Below are 17,864 nucleotides of genomic sequence, written 5' to 3'. Positions count from 1 at the left end.
GTCAGCGGACCACCAGGGAGGTGAGGGAGGGCTCGTCGAGCCGGACGGAGGCGGCACGGCCGCCGAGGAGGAAGCCGCGCACGGCGTACGGGCCGCCGCGGGGCCGGCGGGGGTCGATCTCGCGTTCGACGGTGCCCGCGGCCGCCAACTCGCTGCCCGCGACCCGGCACAGCTCGACGCCGTCGGCGGGCCGGTGCGGGCGCGCCGTCCGGTCGCCGTCGCCGCCTTCCCGCGCCACCAGGACGAAATCGGGCAGCCCGGCCCCCGGATCGCCGCCGGGCGCGAGCAGGGTGACGCGCAGGACGGCGGGGCCGCGCCGCAGCATCCGCCGCGGGCCGGGCAGGACGCGGTAGGCGATGGCTATGTCGGCGGGCAGCAGGACCTCCTCGGCCCCGGCGGGGACGGCGACCGTGGCGTGCGCGCTGCGCGGGGCCGCGTACGCGGTGATCCGCACCGCGCCGGGGCCGACGGGCAGCTCGAGCCCCTCGCGCAGGAACACCGCCCGCACCACGGGGTGTTCGGTGCGCTCGCCGGAGGGCTCGGCGGTGGCCGCGACGATGACCCGGCCGGCGTGGTCCGGCCAGTCGAAGCTGATGCGGGCGCGGCCGGCGGTGGTCCGGTGGGCGGCGAGCCGGGTGACGGGCTCGGGGGCCTCGACCGCGGCGCCGGGGCCGGCGAGGGCGCGCTCGCCGAGCAGGGCCACGGCCCGGACGACCGTGAGCGTGCCGGGCGGGGGATGGGCCACCCCGTCCGCTTCCACCCAGGGCAGCGGCGGCGGTACGTCGGCCGCGGCCAACTCGGCCCCCTCGGCGGGGCCGTCGCCGGGCCACTGCACGAACCGCACCTCGGCCCCGGCGCCCCCGGCCCACCGGAGCCGCACCCCGCTTCCGCCCCCGTCCCGCGGCCGGGCGTCCAGCGAGGTCACGGCCTCGGGCCAGGCATGCACCCGCACCGCGAGCCGCACCCCGCCGGACAACACCTCCCGCCCTGCGCCGGCCGCGTACCGACACCGCACCCGCAGGACGTAGCCCCCGACGGCGAGCCCCCGGACCACCACCCCTTCCCGCGGCTGCGCGAGCCCGGAGCCGGCCGCCACGGAACCGCCGGCCGCGCCGGGCCCGGGGGCGGCCGGGCCCGTCTCCGGGCTCACGGGCGGGAGCGGGACCTCCCGGCCGTCGGGGCCGGTCAGCGTGACCTCGACGCCCGAGGCGCCGGCGGGGCGCAGCCAGGAGGCCCCGATGCGGGCGCACCCGTCGGCGACGGCGGGCAACTGCGCCTCGGGCGCCACCAGCAGGACCCGGCTGATCAGCGGCCACCACGCGCCGCCCGGGGCCCGGTCCGGGTGCGGGCCGGGCCGGGGGACCGGCAGGGCCACGTAGCGGACCTGGCGGCCGAGGGGGGCCGCGGGGTCCCGGACGGGGCCGGTCGCAGGGTCGCCCCGGAGCTGGGTCAGCGGTGCGGCGACGGGTTCGCCGCGGGTGAGTCTGACCACCCGCCAGGATCCTTGCGGGTCGGAGCCCGCCGTGTATGCGTCCGGGTCAGGACCCGGACCCGGACCGGGGCCCGTCTCCCGGGGGCGCCGCAGGGTGACGCCGTCCGCCGTGAGGACGGCCTCCAGCGGGCCGGCGGCCCCGGCGGCCCCGGGTTCCGCGGACACCGGGCGGTGGGTGCGGACCAGGCCGCGCACTGCGCGCGGGCAGTCCCAGGCCAGCCGGGCCGCGGCCGCGTACCGGGCTGCGGCCCGCTCCCTTTCCTCCCCGCCCCCGCGCTCCTCCGCGCGCCGGGCCTCCTCCAGCAGGGCGTCCACCGCCCGCACCCGCTCCGCCACCTCGGCCAGCCGCCCCGCGAGCAGCGGGTCCCCGCCGGCCGGCGGCAGCACGGCCGCGCACGCCGCGGCGGCCCGGACCCGCCCGGCCAGCCATACGTCCTCCAGCTGCTCCGCGGCGGCCCGCTGCCCGGCGTCGAGCCGGGGCCGCCGGGCCGCGGCCTGCGCCAGGGCGGCCGCCTCGCCGGGATCGATGCCGAGTGCGGCGGCGGCCTCCGGCCGGTCCCCGCGGGGGTGTTCGTGCAGCAGCTGCACCAGCTGGTACAGCAGGATCCTCCGCAGCGCGGCGGGATCCCGCTCCTGGATGCCCGCCAGCCGCTCCAGCAGCACCGCGCGGGCGGAGCCACCGCCCGCCCATGCCCCGGCCGCCGACCCGGCCCCGGACGCGCCCGCCCCGCCCGCCAGCCCCCGCAGCACCCCGGCGCCCACATGCCGCCGCCCGCGCCCCTCGACGGCGAAGACCCCGTCGAGCACGCGCAGCCGCCCTCCCGGCGGGACGAGTAACTCGCCCAAGTGGCGCAATCCCAGGCCCTGTTGCGCCGCCAGCAGTTCCCCGTACCGTTCCACCAGCGGAGCGATCGGCAGGCCGGGAAGTGCGCGGGACGGCCCGAGGGCATGCCCGAACCCGGTTCCCGTCATGAACTCCCTGTTCCCCCGTGTTCCCCCGTGCACAGTGTGTGGGAGGTCATTCCAGCAGATGCGCGGAGCGTGCGGGAGGGCTTTGCGTTCTCCCGCTGTACCGCGAGGCGTCACGGTTTGATCCCCGGCCGGTACCCCGGACCCGCTGTCCTTGGGGCGCCCCTCGACACCCCCCTCACCCGCAGAGGTCGTCATCCATGGCTGAACTCAACCGCCGCCGGTTCCTGCAGATAGCCGGCGGCAGCGCCGCCGCCGCGATGCTGAACGAGAGCATCGCGCGGGCGGCCGCCATCCCCGCACAGGTCACCACCGGCACCATCCAGGACGTCGAGCACATCGTCGTCCTGATGCAGGAGAACCGGTCCTTCGACCAGTACTTCGGCACGATGAAGGGCGTGCGCGGCTTCGGCGACCCGCGCCCGGTGCTCCAGGACAACGGGAAGTCCGTCTTCTACCAGTCCAACGGGACGAAGGACATCCTCCCCTTCAACCCGCAGGTGAGCGACCTCGGGATGCAGTTCGTCGAGGGCCTGAACCACGACTGGGCCGGCGGCCACCAGGCTTACAACAACGGCAAGTACGACAAGTGGGTCCCGGCCAAGACGGCCACGACGATGGCGTACATGACGCGGAACGACATCCCGTTCCACTACGCGCTCGCCGACGCCTTCACCGTCTGCGACGCCTACCACTGCTCCTTCATCGGCGCGACCGACCCCAACCGCTACTACATGTGGACGGGCCACACCGGCAACGACGGCACGGGCGGCGGCCCGGTCCTCGGCAACCAGGAGGCCGGCTACGGCTGGAAGACCTACCCCGAGCGCCTGGAGGCCGCCGGGATCTCCTGGAAGATCTACCAGGACATCGGCGACGGCCTGAACGCGGCGGGCTCCTGGGGCTGGATCGGCGACGCCTTCCGCGGCAACTACGGCGACAACTCGCTCCTCTACTTCAACAGCTACCGCAATGCCCAGCCGGGCGACCCGCTGTACGAGAAGGCCCGTACGGGCACCAACGCCAAGGCGGGCGACGGCTACTTCGACCGCCTGCGCGCCGACGTCGTGAACGGCACCCTGCCGCAGGTCTCCTGGATCGCCGCGCCCGAGGCGTTCAGCGAGCACCCGAACTGGCCGGTCAACTTCGGCGCCTGGTACATCTCGCAGGTCCTCGACGCGCTGACCGCGAACCCGCAGGTGTGGGCGAAGACGGCGTTCTTCATCACCTACGACGAGAACGACGGCTTCTTCGACCACGTCGTGCCCCCGTACCCGCCGGCGTCCTCGGCCTGGGGCCTGTCCACGGCGGACGTCACGCGCGACCTCTACCCCGGTGGCGGCGGCTACACGGCCGGCCCCTACGGCCTCGGCCCCCGCGTGCCGATGATCGTGGTCTCGCCGTGGAGCAAGGGCGGCTACGTCTGCTCCGAGACCTTCGACCACACCTCGGTGATCCGCTTCATGGAGAAGCGGTTCGGGGTGCAGGAGCCCAACATCTCCCCGTGGCGCCGCGCGGTCTGCGGAGACCTGACCTCGGCCTTCGACTTCACCCGGGCCGACGCCACCCCCGCGTCCCTGCCCTCCACGGCCGGCTACCTCCCCCCGGACCACAACGCGCACCCCTCCTACCACCCGGTCCCGCCGGCGACGGGCACCCTGCCCAAGCAGGAGGCCGGCTCCAAGCCGACCCGCGCGCTGGGCTACGCCCCGTACGTGGACGGCAAGGCCACCGTCTCCACGGGCAAGTTCACCCTGACCTTCTCCTCCGGCCCGACCCTGGGCGCCCACTTCCACAGCACCTCGGGCAACCGTACGGACGGCCCGTGGCCCTACACGGTCGAGGCGGGCAAGACCCTCTCGGACACCTGGTCGACCAGCAGCTCCACCGGCAACAGGATCGACCTGACGGTCTGGGGCCCGAACGGGTTCCTGCGCACCTGGCGCGGCCCGGCGAAGAAGGCCGGCCCCGAGGTCACGGCCCGCCACGACACCGCCACCGGCAACCTGCTGCTGACCCTGGTCAACTCCGGTACGGCCGCGGTCAACCTGACGGTGACCAACGCCTACGGGGGCGCGGCCCAGACCCTGCGCGTCGCCGCCGGCGCCACCGCCTCGCACACGGTGGACCTGCGCGCCTCGTCCTGCTGGTACGACGTCAAGGTCGTCTCGGACCTCGACACCACCTTCCTGCGCCGCTTCGCCGGCCACGTGGAAACGGGCACCCCGAGCCTCTCGGACCCCGCCCTCAGGACCGTCTGACCCGGTCCTCGGCCCCTCTCAGCAGCCGCCGCTCCAGGACCGCCAGGTCGCCGGGGCGGTGGCTGCGGGCGTGCGCCAGCAGCAGGTTGCGCGCGGTGTCCGGGACCCGGCGGCGCTTGGGGTGGCGGGCCGTGAAGTGCTCGCCGGCGAAGAACCGTACGGCCCCTTCGAGTCCGGCGCGGTCGGTCTGCCGGACCGCCCAGGCGAGGTCCGCCGTGGGGGCGTCCGCGAGCAGCCGCAGCGGGGCCGCCTCGGCCAGTACCGACGCCGCGTCGTCCGGCTCTTCCCGGCGTGCCCCGAGCCATCCGAACACCGCGGCGAGCGGTACCGGGGGACGCGGCCCGTCCGGGGCTGCGCCGCGGGCCAGGGCCTCGGCGTACTCCCGCAGCCCCGCGGGCGCCGCCCGCACCCACCGGTCGCGGTGCCGGGCCGGTATTCCGTCCGGCACGTGGGAGTCGAGCAGGCGCGCGAGGGGTTCGGCGCGGGCCGGGGAGAGCGAGCGGACGACCTGCCCGCTCGCCTCGTACAGCGTGACCCGCCCGAAGTGGTCGAGGCACATGCACTCGAAGGACCCACCGGGTCCGGCGGCCGCCCCCGGCCACGCGGCGAGCACGTCGGCGATGTCGCCGGGTGCGAGGACCTCGTACGCTGCGGGATGGTACGGGTGGCCCGCCCCGGCGCCCCGCCCACCGCTGACGCTGACCCGCACCGTGCGGGATATCGGTTTCACCGTGTGATGGTAGGTCCTGCCCTCAGCCCGGGCCCGGCACCAGGGAGTTACGCATGAAGAGCACCAGCTGGGAGGAAGCCAAGCGGCAGGTGCACGAGCGCCGGGCGGCGGCTGGACTGCCCGACCGGGCGCCGGCGGAGAAAGAGGCGGCCATGGACCGGCTGCCGGCCGAGGTCCGGGCGTACGGGATCGCCGGGTCCGGCAGGAACGGGCCTGACCCAGAGGGGGACGGGGACGACGGGGACCCCGCGTACACGGTGGCGTGACGTCCGGGCGGTGTGGGGGCGGGCGGGGTGGGCAGGACGTAGTGCGTCGGTTTCCGGCAGCACCGCCGTGCCGCCGGAGGCCGGCGCCGGACCGCAACTCCGCCACCCGTCACCGAGGGAGACCGCATGGCCATCGCCCACCGCAGGATCGGCACCGGACCCGTCCGCGCCATCGTGCTGCACGACTGGTTCGGGACCTCCGCCAACTGGGGCTCCGTGCTGGACTACCTGGACCCGCAGGGGTTCTCGTACGCCTTCCTCGACTACCGCGGCTACGGCGACCGCCGGGACGTCGAGGGCCGCTACACCCTCCCCGAGATCGCCGACGACGTCCTCGCCCTCGCAGACGAGCTCGGCTGGGACACCTTCTCCCTCATCGGCCACTCCATGGGCGGCAAGGCCGCCCAGCAGGTCCTGGTCCGCGCCCCCGAGCGCGTCGAAAAGCTGATCGGCATCAATCCGGTCCCGGCCGCCCCGTACGAGATGGACGACGCCACCCACGCCCTCTTCCACGGCGCGGCGGCCGCCCCGGAGAACCGGCGCATCATCCTCGACCTCGTCACCGGCCACCGCGCGAGCGGCCACTGGCTGAACCGCATGGTCGCGCACTCCCTCGCCGTCTCCCGCCCCGAGGCCTTCGGCGCGTACCTGGAGAGCTGGCAGCCGCTGGACCTGTCCGCCGCGGTCAAGGGCAACACCGTCCCGGTGCTGGTCCTCGTCGGGGAGCACGACCTCGCCCTCACCCCCGACGTGATGCGCGCCACCTGGCAGGTCTCGTACCCGAACTGCCGGGTCCACCCCCTGGCCGGCGCCGGCCACTACCCGCCGCACGAGACGCCCGTGGCCTTCGTCACAGCGGTCGAGGACTTCCTGCGCAGCTGACCTGCCGCGCCGCGCCGCCCCGCCCCGGCCCGAAAAGCCCGTAGGGGCACGAGGAAGACCTCGTGCCCCTACGGGACCAACAGGGTGAGTGACGGGACTCGAACCCGCGGCCACCTGGACCACAACCAGGTGCTCTACCAGCTGAGCTACACCCACCACGAAGGGCGGCGGACCACCCGTTCGATGTGCATGCACAGCATAGCCGATCAGCGGGGTGGTCCTGCGCCGCGGCGTCTCACGCGGTGAGGGCGACGGCCTCCTGCCCGGTGCGGTCGGCGGCGTGCGCGACCGCGGCCGCCGCGAGCGCCTTGACGATCGGGTGCGGGCGGGTCCCGTCGCCGTGCAGCTCCGGCTGGAACAGCGTGGCCAGGAAGAACGGGTGGCCCGGCAGCTCCGCGACCCGGACCTGCCCGTCCTCGTCGCGCCCGGTCAGCCGCAGCCCGTGCGCGGTGAGCGTCGGCAGGTGCCGCGGGTCGGGCCCGTAGTTGCAGTGGTAGTGCTCCATGCTCCGCTCGGCCCCGAGCACGGATTCGGCCAGCGTGCCGGGCTCCACCCGTACGAGGCCCTCGTGCCCGACGAGCGAGCAGGCGAGCGGCGCGATCAGCAGGTCCTCCCCGTCGGGGTCGTTCTCGGCGTGCGCGACCCCGGTCAGCCCGCACACCGAGCGGGCGTACTCCAGCAGCGTGTGCTGGAACCCGCCGCACGTCCCGAGGAACGGGATGCCCTCCTCGCGGGCCACGCGGATCGCGGCCAGCGCACCGGCCTCGCTGGCGTACGGGCTGCCCGGCAGCACCCACACGGCGTCGAAGCGGGCCAGCGCCCCGGAGGCCGCCTCGGCCTCGGCGTCGGCCGTGGGGATCCAGTACGCGTCGAGGACGAGCCCGTCGCGGGAGGCCAGGGCGTCGAAGAGCACCGGGATCCGGACGTGGGACGTCACGTGCGGGGAGCGGTCGCCGACGAGGGCGATCCGGGCGACGGGGGAGGCGGCGGGAGAGGCGGGCGCGGGCTGCGCGGGGTTCGCGGTCGTCATGCGGATCATCCTGGCCGTGCACCTGTCTTCAGCGCCAACGATTGTTCCTGCACCCCCGATAAGCAGAGCTGATGGCCGTGCCAAGCTGAGGGCCATGGATCCGCACCTCCTGCGCACCTTCGTCACCGTCGCCCGGCTGTCCTCCTTCTCCGCCGCCGCCCGCGAACTCGGCTACACCCAGTCCGCCGTCTCCCAGCACGTCGCCGCCCTCGAGGGCGACCTGCGCACCGAGCTGCTCACCCGGCGCCCCGTGGAGCCCACCCCGGCCGGCGTCCGGCTGCTGGAGCACGCCGGGCCGCTGCTGCTGCGGCTCGACGCGGCCCGCGCCGACGTGCTGCGGCTGGCCGCCGCGCCGCCCGGCCGGGTCACCCTCGCCGCCTCCCCGCTCGCCGTCGGGCCCCGGCTGCTCGCGGCGCTGCCCGCCACCGGGGTGGAGCTGCGGGTGCTGCCGCGCTGCGAGGTGCCCGCCGCCGTCGCCACCGGCGGCTGCGACCTCGGGCTCGTCGACGGCCTCGCCGCCCGCAGCGACCCGCTCCGACTCCCCGACGTGGCCCCGCTCGCCGTCACCGGCATCGGCGAGGAGGAGCTCGCCGTGCTGCTCCCGGCCGGGCACCCCTTCGCCGGGCGGCCCTCCGTCCGGCTGGACGACCTCGCCGACGCGCGCTGGCTCGACGCCCCGCACTCCGGCCTCACCCCCGCCGCCGTCCGCACCACCCCCGCCCTGCGCTACGAGGGCACCGACCTGCACGCCCTGTGCGCCCTCGCCGCCGCCGGACACGGCCTGGCCCTGCTGCCGCGCCGGACCGCCGAGGCCGCCGGCGCGGGGACGGCCGTACCGCTGGCGGACCCGCGCCTGGTGCACCGTACGGAACTGCTCAGCCCCGGCGCCCCGACCGGCGCGGCCGCCGCCCTCGCCGCCCGCCTCACCTCGGCGTCCACCCCGTAGCCGATCCGCCTCCCCCGCACGGGGGAGCGCGGTGACCACCACGGACCGACGCCCCGCACCGCCCCTCCGCGCCAGGCTGGTCCCATGACCGAGACAACGATGCGCCCGGTGCCCCGCTGGGCCGAGCGGGTCGCCCGCGCGATCCCGCTGCTGATGCTGCCGGTGTGCCTGTGGCGGCTGCCGTTCGCCTTCCACTTCCCCATGGGGCTGCGGGACGACGGGCCCTTCCCGGACTCCCTCTGGCTCTCCGTGCCGTACATCTTCGGGCTCAGCATCCTGTCGGAGCTCGCCGCGCTGTCCTGCTTCGCCCTGGTACGCGGCTGGGGCGAGGTGGTGCCGCAGCGGGTCCCGCTGATCGGCGGCCGCCCGGTCCGCCCGGCGGTGGTCCTCGTCCCGGCGGTCCTCGCCTCGTTGGGGGCGCTGGCCCTGCTCGCCGACTGGGTCCTCGGCACCTTCGGCCTGGCGGGCGTGGCCTCACCGCACTTCGCGAACGGGTGGTGGGCGCTGCTGGCCGCCGTGACCAGCGGCCTGTTCGTCCTGTGGGGCCCGCTGCTGGCGGCCCTGACCTGGCAGTACTACGCGCGGCGCTGCCGCACCTGAATCCGGCCGGACCCGGCCGCGGCGGGCCGCCGGGCCGTCCCGCCCGCCGCGGGCCGGCCCGGCCGAATCCCCTCGCGCCCGGCGGTCCGCAGCGGGAGGATCACCGCATGGACTTCGCACCCGAGCCCTTCACCGCCGCCGACCACGCCGCCCGGATGGACGCCGCCCTGCACGCCGCGGCCGAGGCCGGGCTCGACGGGGTGCTCGTCGCCCCCGGGCCCGACCTCGTCCACCTCACGGGATACCGGCCGCCCGCCGACACCGAGCGGCTGACCCTGCTCGTGCTCGCCGCCGACCGCGACCCCGTACTCGTCGTGCCCGCGCTCGAAGCCCCCGACGCCGCTGCGGCCCCGGGAGCGGCCGCGCTGGGCCTGCGCGACTGGGTCGACGGGAAGAACCCGTACCGGATCGCCGCCGAGCACCTCCCGGCCGGCGGCCGCTTCGCGGTCAGCGACAACACCTGGGCCCTGCACCTGCTCGGCCTCCAACGGGAGTTGCCGGGGACCTCGTACACCCCGCTGACCGACGCCCTGCCCATGCTGCGCGCCGTCAAGGACCCCCGCGAGCTGGAGCGCCTCGCGGCGGCCGGCGCGGCCGCGGACGCCGCGTACGCCAGGATCCTCGAGGTGCCCTTCGCCGGCCGGCGCGAGCACGAGGTCGCCGCCGACCTGGCCGCGCTGCTGCGCGAACACGGCCACTCCCAGGTCGACTTCACCGTCGTCGGCTCCGGCCCCAACGGCGCCAACCCGCACCACGAGGCCGGTGACCGGGTCATCGCCCGCGGCGACATGGTCGTCCTCGACTTCGGCGGCCTCAAGCACGGCTACGGCTCCGACATCTCCCGCACCGTGCACGTGGGCGAGCCCACCGCCGAGGAGCAGCGCGTCCACGACATCGTCCGCGAGGCCCAGCGGGCGGCCTCCGCCGCCGTCCGCCCCGGGATCGCCTGCCAGGACGTGGACCGGGCGGCCCGCGCGGTGATCACCGAGTTCGGGTACGGCGACCGGTTCATCCACCGCACCGGCCACGGCATCGGCGTCACCACCCACGAGCCGCCGTACATGGTCGAGGGCGAGGAGCAGCCCCTGGTGCCCGGGATGTGCTTCTCCGTGGAGCCGGGCATCTACCTGCCCGGCCGCTTCGGCGTGCGCATCGAGGACATCGTCACCGTGACCGAGGACGGCGGCCGCAGCCTCAACGCCGCCCCGCGCGAGCTGGCGGTCGTCGAGTAGCGCACCGCCCCCGGGGCTACGGCGCCAGCAGCACCGGCGTGTGCGCCGGGACGTGGAGCCGGCCGTCCGGGCCCGGGTGGTCCACCGGCTCCCAGGCGGCCAGCACCCGAACGCCGTTGCGGCCCAGCGCGATGGTCGCCGGCTCGTCGGAGAGGTTCAGCACCACCCGAACGTCGCCCCGCCGGAAGGTCAGCCAGCGCCGCTCCTCGTCGTACGCCACGCGCACCGAGGCCAGGTCCGGGTCGCGCAGGTCCGGGTGGCCGCGCCGGAGCCGGACCAGGGTCCGGTACCAGGCCAGCAGCCGGGCGTGCGGGTCGCGCTCCGGCTCGGCCCAGTCCAGGCAGGACCGGTCTCGGGTGGCCGGGTCCTGAGGGTCGGGGACCTCCTCGGCCTTCCAGCCGTGCGCGGCGAACTCCCGCCGCCGGCCCGTGCGCACCGCCTCGGCGAGCCCCGGGTCCGGGTGGTCGGTGAAGTACTGCCACGGCGTGCCGGCCCCCCACTCCTCGCCCATGAACAGCATCGGCACGAACGGCCCGGTCAGCACGGCGGCCGCCGCGCACGCCAGCAGCCCCGGCGTGAGGGAGGCGGAGAGCCGGTCGCCGAGCGCCCGGTTGCCGATCTGGTCGTGGGTCTGGCCGTAGCCGAGGAACCGGTGGGCGGGGGTGCGGCGCCGGTCCACGGGCCGGCCGTGGGTGCGGCCCCGGAAGGAGGACCAGGTCCCGTCGTGGAAGAAGGCCCGCGTCAGGGTCTTGGCCAGGGCGGCGAGCGGGGCCTCGGCGAAGTCCGCGTAGTAGGCCTGGGACTCGCCGGTCAGGGCCGCGTGCAGGGCGTGGTGGAAGTCGTCGTTCCACTGGGCGTGCAGGCCCTGCCCGCCGGCGGCGCGCGGGGTCGTCGTCCGCGGATCGCACCGGTCGGACTCGGCGATCAGGAACAGCGGACGGCCGGTCTCGGCGGCGAGCGCGTCCACGGCCGCCGACAGCTCCTCCAGGAACGTCAGCGCCCGCTCGTCGGCCAGCGCGTGCACCGCATCGAGGCGGAGCCCGTCGATCCGGTAGTCGCGCAGCCAGGCGAGCGCGCTGCCGATCAGGTACGCGCGCACCTCGTCCGAGCCCGGGGCGTCCAGGTTGACCGCCGCGCCCCACGGGGTGTGGTGGGTGTCGGTGAAGTACGGGCCGAAGGCCGGGAGGTGGTTGCCCCACGGGCCGAGGTGGTTGTGGACCACGTCCAGCACCACCCCCAGGCCCGCCGCGTGGGCGGCGTCCACGAACCGGGCGAGCCCGGCCGGACCGCCGTACGGCTCGTGCACCGCCCACGGCGCGATGCCGTCGTACCCCCAGCCGTGCCGGCCGGGGAACGGGCAGACCGGCATCAGCTCGACGTGCGTGACGCCGAGCGAGACCAGGTGCGGCAGGCGCGCGGCGGCCGCGTCGAAGGTGCCGTCCCGGGTGAAGGTCCCGACGTGCAGCTCGTACAGGACCGCGTCCTGCAGCCGCACCCCCGGCGAGGCCGCCGGCCCGCCCTGCGCCAGCGACTCCACGTCCACCACCGCCGACAGGCCGTCCGGGCCGTCCGGGAGCCGCCGGCCGCGCGGATCGGGCCGTACGACCGGGTCCTCGCCCAGCCGGAACCCGTAGCGGTCCCCGTCGGCGGCCGGGGCCTCGGCGACCCACCAGCCGTCGCGGTCCGGATCGCGCGCCATCTCGTACGCGGCGTCGCCGAGTCGCAGCGCGACCCGGTCCGTCAGTGGTGCCCACACCTCGAACTGCACGGGCGGTCCCCTCGTCAGCAGTGCCACCGGAACGTGTGCCCCGTCATGTGCCTTGCCATGTGCCTCGCCAGGTGCCTCGCCATGCGCCGAGGCAGCCGTCGCCGAGCCATCATCGCGGGACGGCCGGGACAGTTCTGGACACTACGGCCCTGACGGGCCGACAATCACCCTGTGACGTCGAGTTTCAATTTCTCCGCCTACCCGGTCCCCCGTCTCTCCGACGCGGAGCGGGACTGGGTCCTGGTCCAGCTCCGCGAGGGTGCGGCCATGGGCAAGATGTCCCACGACACCTTCGTGCGCCGGATGGAACTCGCCCTCGCCGCCCGCCGTGCCGACGAACTCGCGGTCCTCACCGCCGACCTCGTCGAGCCGGAACCCGAAGGCCGCTGGACCGGCCGCGTGTTCGGATGGGTCGGCAGGATGTCCGCCGTGTCCGCCGGCATCCGGCGCGCCTGGAACGCCGAGCGGCTCCCGAAGCTGCTGCTGCCCCACCCGGACGGGCCGGCCCTGCGGATCGGGCGCGACCCGGGCAACGTCCTGCGCCTGACGGACGAGACGGTCTCCCGGGTCCACGCCGAACTCGTGCGGCGGGACGGCAGGTGGATCCTGACCGACCTCGGCTCCTCCAACGGCACCACCGTCAACGGCCGCCGGGTCACCGGCTCGATCGTGGTCCGCGCCGGCGACCAGGTCGGCTTCGGCCGCATGGCCTTCCGCCTGTCGGCGGACTAGGTCGTCTCGGTCGTCTCGCCTCTCGCCTCGCCGGATCAGCTGCAGCGGTCCTCCTTCGCCGCCGCGGCTCCGTCGCGGTAGCCCTGCTGGCAGTTCGCGCTCTGCTTCCCCCGCGCTTGATACCGGTGATCGAGTACGTGCTCTTGGCGGTGAACTCGCTTCCCTTGATGGCCTAAACGGGCTTCCCGGCTTCGAGTTGGCCTTGTCGACGACCATCACGCCGTGGGCGTCGGCAGGCAGCGCAGCGGAAGCGCGACCGTCCAGCGCACGCGCCGCCGGACCCGCGCCCAGGGCGATCCCTTCCACTATTCCACCGTCCCGCAGGGCGGCATGCCGGCATGCCAGCATGCCCGACGCGGGCTGGGTTACTGCGCAGCCAGGCAATACACGTACGCCCCTAGGAGCAGAAGCGCCAGGGGGAACGTGATGTGGGCCAGCATCACGGTGGCGGGGAGGAGCACTTTCCTTACGCGGTCAATTCCCGGATGGGCGGTCCTCTTCACCGCGCCTGCCGCTGCGGATGCCGCGGCGAAGTCGTGCCTGGCGATCCGTCCGAGCGCAATCGCGGCGAGTGCTGCGAAAATCGAGGCCAGTGCGTTCCCGCCCATGATCACGACGTTCGACATCGTGATCTGTACTGCTTTCTCGAACGCAACCCCTTTGTCCGCTTCTGTGGCGATGTCCGATTGGACATAGAGGGCGGACGTGAAACTCGCCACGAGGCACACCAGCGCGGCGACTTCTGCCGCCAGGGCACAGCCGGACAGTACGAGGGCTCGTTTGGCTCTCGGGTGAAGCGGGGTCTGTCTGGCTTTCGGTTGGAGCGGTGTCCGAGGCGAGGGGCGTCGAGGTTGCTGGAGTAGCGGCTGCTCCATCGCATCCTGTCGTGGGGGCGGCGTAACGGTCTTTTGGGCGGCGTGCGGCCGCTCCGCCCGTTTGGGCGTGATCTCCCCGCTGACCTGAAGCGTGGCCTCACCGGCTGCGCCCTTCAGGAGGATGTCTCCGCTCAGTTGCCCGGCCCGCGAGGTGTCAACCGAGATCTCCAGGCCGTCAGCCGTCTTCTGCACGCTGATGCGGTCGTCCTCTGAGCTGGCCTCGCACTGCCGCGCGAGCGGCGGACCCGGCAGGCGCACTTCCTTGCGGGGCGAGGGCGATCCCTCGGTCAGGGTGCCGAAGTCCAGCGTGGACGGGTCGGGGCTGAGCGCGACTTCACGCAAAGCGGCGGCGGCTTCGTCGGCGACCCACTGAATTTCCGTGTTCGACATCTCGACCAGTGCCTGGCGCGCACCCACCGCGTTTTCGAGGTCCGTGCTCGTCATGCGGAAGCGGAGCTCCGTGATGGCTCCCCGCCGGGTGAAGACGTTCGGGCTCGAGATGGCCTCCTGCAGGTCCGGCGGAAGCTTGGCCGGTTTGATCCTCTTGCGGCCGCTGTGCGCCACATACAGGTCACCCTGCAGATTGATGGTGCGACTGGGCGTCTGGCGCGGGTTCTTCTGTCGCACTTGCTCGTAGACGTAGTCGTAGAGCTCGTTGAGGGACACCAGGCCGTCCTCGTCGCGGTCTGCCTCGCCCGTGGTGAGCCCGTTCACCAGTGCACCCGTGAAAACAGACGGCTGGGGAGTGTCGAACTCGCCACTGAGCTGAGTTCCCTCGAAGGCGTACTCCATGGAGTTGGATGCGGTAATCACCGCCCAGCCGCGACCGCCACCGAGTTTCTCACTCGAGAAGGCCTCGAGTACGTGCACGTCTTCGCCCGCCCGCACGGTCATCCCGGGCGAGAAGGCGCCTCCGTAGCAGCAGTCGAGGAAGAGCACGATGCTCTGCGCCCGGCTCGAGGACACGCGGTCGCGGACGAAGTCCGCTGATACTGCAGTGGAGGCCTTGCCCGGCACGGTGTCGATCCCCGCGAAGAAGAGCTGCCCGGATTCGCTCTTCAGCCCGTGGCAGGAGAAGTGCACGATCAGGGCGTCGCCGGGCTTTCGGTCATCGAAGAAATCGTCGATCTTCCGCGCGATCACATACGAGGGCTGGTTCTGGGCCACCTGTACGTCGAAGTTCCCGATCTTCGGGTCGGAGAGGACGCGCGCCAAGGCCAGGGCGTCCGCGGCCGGTGACACCAACTTCCTGAGTCCCGGGTTCTCGTAGTCGTCGTTGGCGATGATCAGGGCGTAGCGTGAATCGTTCATGGGGCGGCCCCGTGCGTGGAATGCCGGTTGACGAAGAGTTCGAACGACCTGTCCACCTGGCCCGTGGACGCCTCGGAGATCTCCAGCACGTCTCCGTCCATCTCCAGCCGGATGGTCGGCCGGCTCCGGCTGCGCCGCCACCAGTCCATGACAGCGTGGAGAACCTCCCGAAGGACTGCGACGGACGATCCCAAGTCGACGAGCAGGGCTCCGGCCTCGACGGCAACTCCCCGCGCACCGGCAGGGTCATCCCCGCGCCGCACGGTGGTTACTTCGTCAACATCGAGTTGGAGCAGGTCCTGCCGCAGGACGCCGGCCAGCCAATCCAGGCGCTCGGCTTCCGCTCCGTCTTCGGAAAGGAATATCTGCAGCGAATTCACCGGCTCACCCCTCTCGGGGAAGGGGAACGGTGCTGGATGGTTCCCAGTGTGGTCCTGGTCAGGGGTACCTGGCAACCGCCCTGTCTGCCGGCCGGCCGACAGGGCGGGCCGGTGGGCAGGTCGCGAGGCGTCGGGCAGTGAAGTAGGTGAAGCGTGAAGCAAGTCGACGGGTTCCGACGTCCTCCCGGCGGAGGGGCCGGGTCGGCCGCGGGTGATGATGGGCGCATGGATCACACGTCTGTTGTGCGGCCGGTGCGGCCCGGGGATCTGCCGCGGCTCGTCGAGCTCATGCATGAGCACGTTGCGTACGAGAAGGCCGCGCCCCGGCCGGCGGACCTGGGGGAGCGGCTCGGGCCGCAGTTGTTCGCCGAGGGGGCGCGGCTGTGGGTGCTGCTGGCCGAGGGGCCGGACGGGGGCGTCGTCGGGTACGCCGCCTGCTCGGCCGAGTTCGCGTTCTGGGACGCCCGCCACTACCTCCACATGGACTGCCTCTACCTCGCCGAGGGCGCTCGCGGCCACGGAATCGGCGCCGCCCTGGTGGACGGTGTGGCCGCGCTCGCCCGGGAGCTCGGCATGGAGCAGGTCCAGTGGCAGACCCCCGACTGGAACGAGGGCGCGATCCGGTTCTACGACCGGATCGGGGCCCGTGGTCTGCCCAAGCGGCGGTATTCGCTGGATGTGTTGTCTGTGCCGCCTGTGCCGCCTGCGCCCGCTCCTGTTACGGGCTGAGCGTTCCGCCCGCCAGCAGCCGCTCGTACGCGGCCAGGACCGTACGGGACTGGTGCTCGACCTGGGTGGCCACCGGTATCCATCTGGCCTGGAACCGGGCCGCGAACTCCGTGCACCAGCCCGTGACGAGGCGGTCCAGGCCCGGCGCGGCCGGATGCTCCTGCCCGCGCAGCACGCGCAGCAGCATCGCCGCGGCGCGCAGCGACAGCCGCCGCCCGAAGGCGTCGATGCTGGCGATGCGGGCCGCGGTCGCCTCGGCGGGAGCCCGGCTGCCCGTCCACTCGGCGGTGATCTGCGGGATCAGGCCGAGCGTCCAGTCGACGGCGCGCAGCAGCGGGGCGTCCGCGGGGCCCGCGGACGCCACGGCGTCGGCCGCCTCCCGCCGTACGGCCGCCACGAGTGCGGCGTCCGCGGTGAGGCGCCCGGCCAGGAGGAGCAGCGCCCCCCGCGGGTCCGGGTGCGGGGCGGGGTCGTCCACCAGGTCCGACGCCCACATGGGGACTTCGACGATGGCGGTGGTGCCGGCGTAGCGGTGGGTCCGGCACCAGGTGCTGAGCCGGGTGTCCTCCGGGTGGAAGGCCCCCGGGGCGGCCGAGCCCGCCGCCGCCTCCTGGTCCGGCATCACGAAGATGCCCGGGCCGGGGGAAGGCCAGCCGGCCGCGTCCGAGGCCCCGGTCTCCACGGGGATGCGCAGCTCGGCGGCTGACTTGGCGAACGGCTCGGCGAGGCCCGGTATGTCCCGGGTGAGCTGCACCCAGGACCCGCCGAGGTCGGTGCCGTGCAGGGAGACCTGGAGCGCCGGGCGCAGTTCGTCGATGAGGGCGGTCAGTGCCAGGGTCTCGGGCGGCAGCCGGTCCGGGGGCAGTAAAGACGGTGCCCACTCGGGCTGTTCGGGGCCGGGCGGCCGGTAGAAGTTGCGGTGGTAGTCGAGCAGCGAGTACGGGCGCGGGGTGCGGTGCAGGGCCGCCCCGTCGGGATCGGCGCACAGCAGGAAGTGCCAGCCGCAGCCGGCGCGCGGCGCCCCGCCCTGCACGATGCGGCGGGCCAGGGCCAGCGCGGTGGCGCCGCCGACGGGCTCGTTGGCGTGGGCTCCGGCGACGACGAGCACACCGCGGCCCGGCGGTTCGGCTCCGCCGGGGTCGACGGAGAGCAGCCAGAGCGGCTCCCCGGCCCGGGAGCTGCCGGTGCGGCGGAGCCGGGCCAGGTGCGGGTGCTCGTCCGCCAGCGCGCGGGCGGCCAGCGCGAGTTCGCGCGGTGTGGGGTAGCGCATGTCTCGGAGGAGGGTCACGTCTGATGCAATGCCCGCCGTGCACGCCCCCTACTGCTCCGCACGCCCCGCACTTCCCGAAATCGCCTGGCTGGCGGGCTGGTCGTGGCCAAAGGGGTTACTGCGGGTGCCGGTGGCGGCTGCGGGGGTCGGCTGCGGCCCGGCGGGGCCGCCGGGGTGGTGCCCGCCGCCGCTGGGTCGCGTCGGGTCCGCTGCGCGGAGCTTGTCCCCTCCCCGCCCCTTCCCGAAACCGGGGCTCCGCCCCCGGACCCCCGTTCGCCTCAAACGCCGGCGGGGCTGGGATGGGCCCCCGTACGTACCAACGACGATGACGGCGGCGGAACACGGGCAGAGCCAAGATCCTTGTCCGCCGGAGCGGTACGGCGGCCGGCGG

At 74.3% G+C, this 17,864-nt stretch carries 15 protein-coding genes and 1 tRNA gene; 8 read left to right on the top strand and 8 right to left on the bottom strand.

The features are described 5' to 3' along the window. Nucleotide 1: 1 nt before the first annotated feature. Nucleotides 2-2,464, bottom strand: coding sequence for a hypothetical protein (locus ABZ924_RS28600; RefSeq protein ID WP_361915756.1), 2,463 nt, complete (start codon nt 2,462-2,464; stop codon nt 2-4). Nucleotides 2,465-2,661: 197 nt separating this feature from the next. On the opposite strand from ABZ924_RS28600, the gene ABZ924_RS28595 reads away from it, so the two are divergent. Further along, a complete protein-coding gene (locus ABZ924_RS28595; RefSeq protein ID WP_361915753.1) occupies nt 2,662-4,722 on the top strand; it encodes a phosphocholine-specific phospholipase C in 2,061 nt (686 codons plus the stop codon). Here the strand turns inward: ABZ924_RS28595 and ABZ924_RS28590 are convergent. Next, entirely contained in the window at nt 4,709-5,452 is a 744-nt protein-coding gene (locus ABZ924_RS28590; protein WP_361915750.1) for a hypothetical protein, read from the bottom strand. The genes ABZ924_RS28595 and ABZ924_RS28590 overlap by 14 nt on opposite strands. A gap of 53 nt (nt 5,453-5,505) precedes the next feature. On the opposite strand from ABZ924_RS28590, the gene ABZ924_RS28585 reads away from it, so the two are divergent. Both ABZ924_RS28585 and ABZ924_RS28580 read left to right on the top strand, forming a co-directional pair. Then, nucleotides 5,506-5,718, top strand: coding sequence for a hypothetical protein (locus tag ABZ924_RS28585; RefSeq protein WP_361915747.1), 213 nt, complete (start codon nt 5,506-5,508; stop codon nt 5,716-5,718). A gap of 126 nt (nt 5,719-5,844) precedes the next feature. Then, a complete protein-coding gene (locus ABZ924_RS28580; RefSeq protein WP_361915744.1) occupies nt 5,845-6,600 on the top strand; it encodes an alpha/beta hydrolase in 756 nt (251 codons plus the stop codon). Between the two features lie 83 nt (nt 6,601-6,683). Here the strand turns inward: ABZ924_RS28580 and ABZ924_RS28575 are convergent. Beyond that, a tRNA-His gene (locus tag ABZ924_RS28575) sits at nt 6,684-6,756 on the bottom strand. 79 nt (nt 6,757-6,835) lie between these two features. After that, nucleotides 6,836-7,630, bottom strand: a complete 795-nt coding sequence (locus ABZ924_RS28570; RefSeq protein ID WP_361915741.1) for a hypothetical protein — start codon at nt 7,628-7,630, stop codon at nt 6,836-6,838. Nucleotides 7,631-7,724: 94 nt separating this feature from the next. Between ABZ924_RS28570 and ABZ924_RS28565 the strand changes: the two genes are divergently transcribed. The 3 genes from ABZ924_RS28565 to ABZ924_RS28555 all read left to right on the top strand — a co-directional run bounded on the left by ABZ924_RS28565 (nt 7,725) and on the right by ABZ924_RS28555 (nt 10,408). Then, entirely contained in the window at nt 7,725-8,576 is an 852-nt protein-coding gene (locus ABZ924_RS28565) for a LysR family transcriptional regulator (protein ID WP_361915738.1), read from the top strand. Between the two features lie 84 nt (nt 8,577-8,660). Next, nucleotides 8,661-9,176, top strand: coding sequence for a hypothetical protein (locus tag ABZ924_RS28560; RefSeq protein ID WP_361915736.1), 516 nt, complete (start codon nt 8,661-8,663; stop codon nt 9,174-9,176). Between the two features lie 107 nt (nt 9,177-9,283). Next, a complete protein-coding gene (locus tag ABZ924_RS28555; RefSeq protein ID WP_361915733.1) occupies nt 9,284-10,408 on the top strand; it encodes an aminopeptidase P family protein in 1,125 nt (374 codons plus the stop codon). 16 nt (nt 10,409-10,424) lie between these two features. Here the strand turns inward: ABZ924_RS28555 and treZ are convergent, their stop codons facing one another. Beyond that, nucleotides 10,425-12,176 (bottom strand): malto-oligosyltrehalose trehalohydrolase, encoded by a 1,752-nt coding sequence (gene treZ / locus ABZ924_RS28550; protein WP_361915730.1) that lies wholly within the window; start codon nt 12,174-12,176, stop codon nt 10,425-10,427. Nucleotides 12,177-12,347: 171 nt separating this feature from the next. Between treZ and ABZ924_RS28545 the strand changes: the two genes are divergently transcribed. Further along, complete coding sequence (locus ABZ924_RS28545) at nt 12,348-12,908, top strand: DUF1707 and FHA domain-containing protein (protein ID WP_361915727.1); 561 nt, start codon at nt 12,348-12,350, stop codon at nt 12,906-12,908. A 365-nt stretch (nt 12,909-13,273) separates the two neighbouring features. On the opposite strand, the gene ABZ924_RS28540 is transcribed toward ABZ924_RS28545, so the two are convergent. After that, nucleotides 13,274-15,094, bottom strand: a complete 1,821-nt coding sequence (locus ABZ924_RS28540) for a caspase family protein (RefSeq protein ID WP_361915725.1) — start codon at nt 15,092-15,094, stop codon at nt 13,274-13,276. Then, a complete protein-coding gene (locus ABZ924_RS28535; protein WP_361915722.1) occupies nt 15,091-15,474 on the bottom strand; it encodes a hypothetical protein in 384 nt (127 codons plus the stop codon). Before ABZ924_RS28535 ends, ABZ924_RS28540 begins: the two co-directional genes overlap by 4 nt. A gap of 225 nt (nt 15,475-15,699) precedes the next feature. On the opposite strand from ABZ924_RS28535, the gene ABZ924_RS28530 reads away from it, so the two are divergent. Continuing rightward, the gene (locus ABZ924_RS28530; RefSeq protein WP_361915719.1) at nt 15,700-16,203 is read left to right on the top strand and encodes a GNAT family N-acetyltransferase; all 504 of its coding nucleotides are present in this window, start codon (nt 15,700-15,702) and stop codon (nt 16,201-16,203) included. On the opposite strand, the gene ABZ924_RS28525 is transcribed toward ABZ924_RS28530, so the two are convergent. Further along, a complete protein-coding gene (locus ABZ924_RS28525) occupies nt 16,193-17,491 on the bottom strand; it encodes a M14 family zinc carboxypeptidase (RefSeq protein WP_361915716.1) in 1,299 nt (432 codons plus the stop codon). The genes ABZ924_RS28530 and ABZ924_RS28525 overlap by 11 nt on opposite strands. Nucleotides 17,492-17,864: the final 373 nt, after the last annotated feature.

It is taken from the genome of Streptomyces sp. NPDC046876 (assembly GCF_040645035.1).
Classification (GTDB): domain Bacteria; phylum Actinomycetota; class Actinomycetes; order Streptomycetales; family Streptomycetaceae; genus Streptomyces.
The sequence above is the reverse complement of the archived record's forward strand: the minus strand, read 5'-3'. Positions and strand labels throughout refer to the sequence as shown.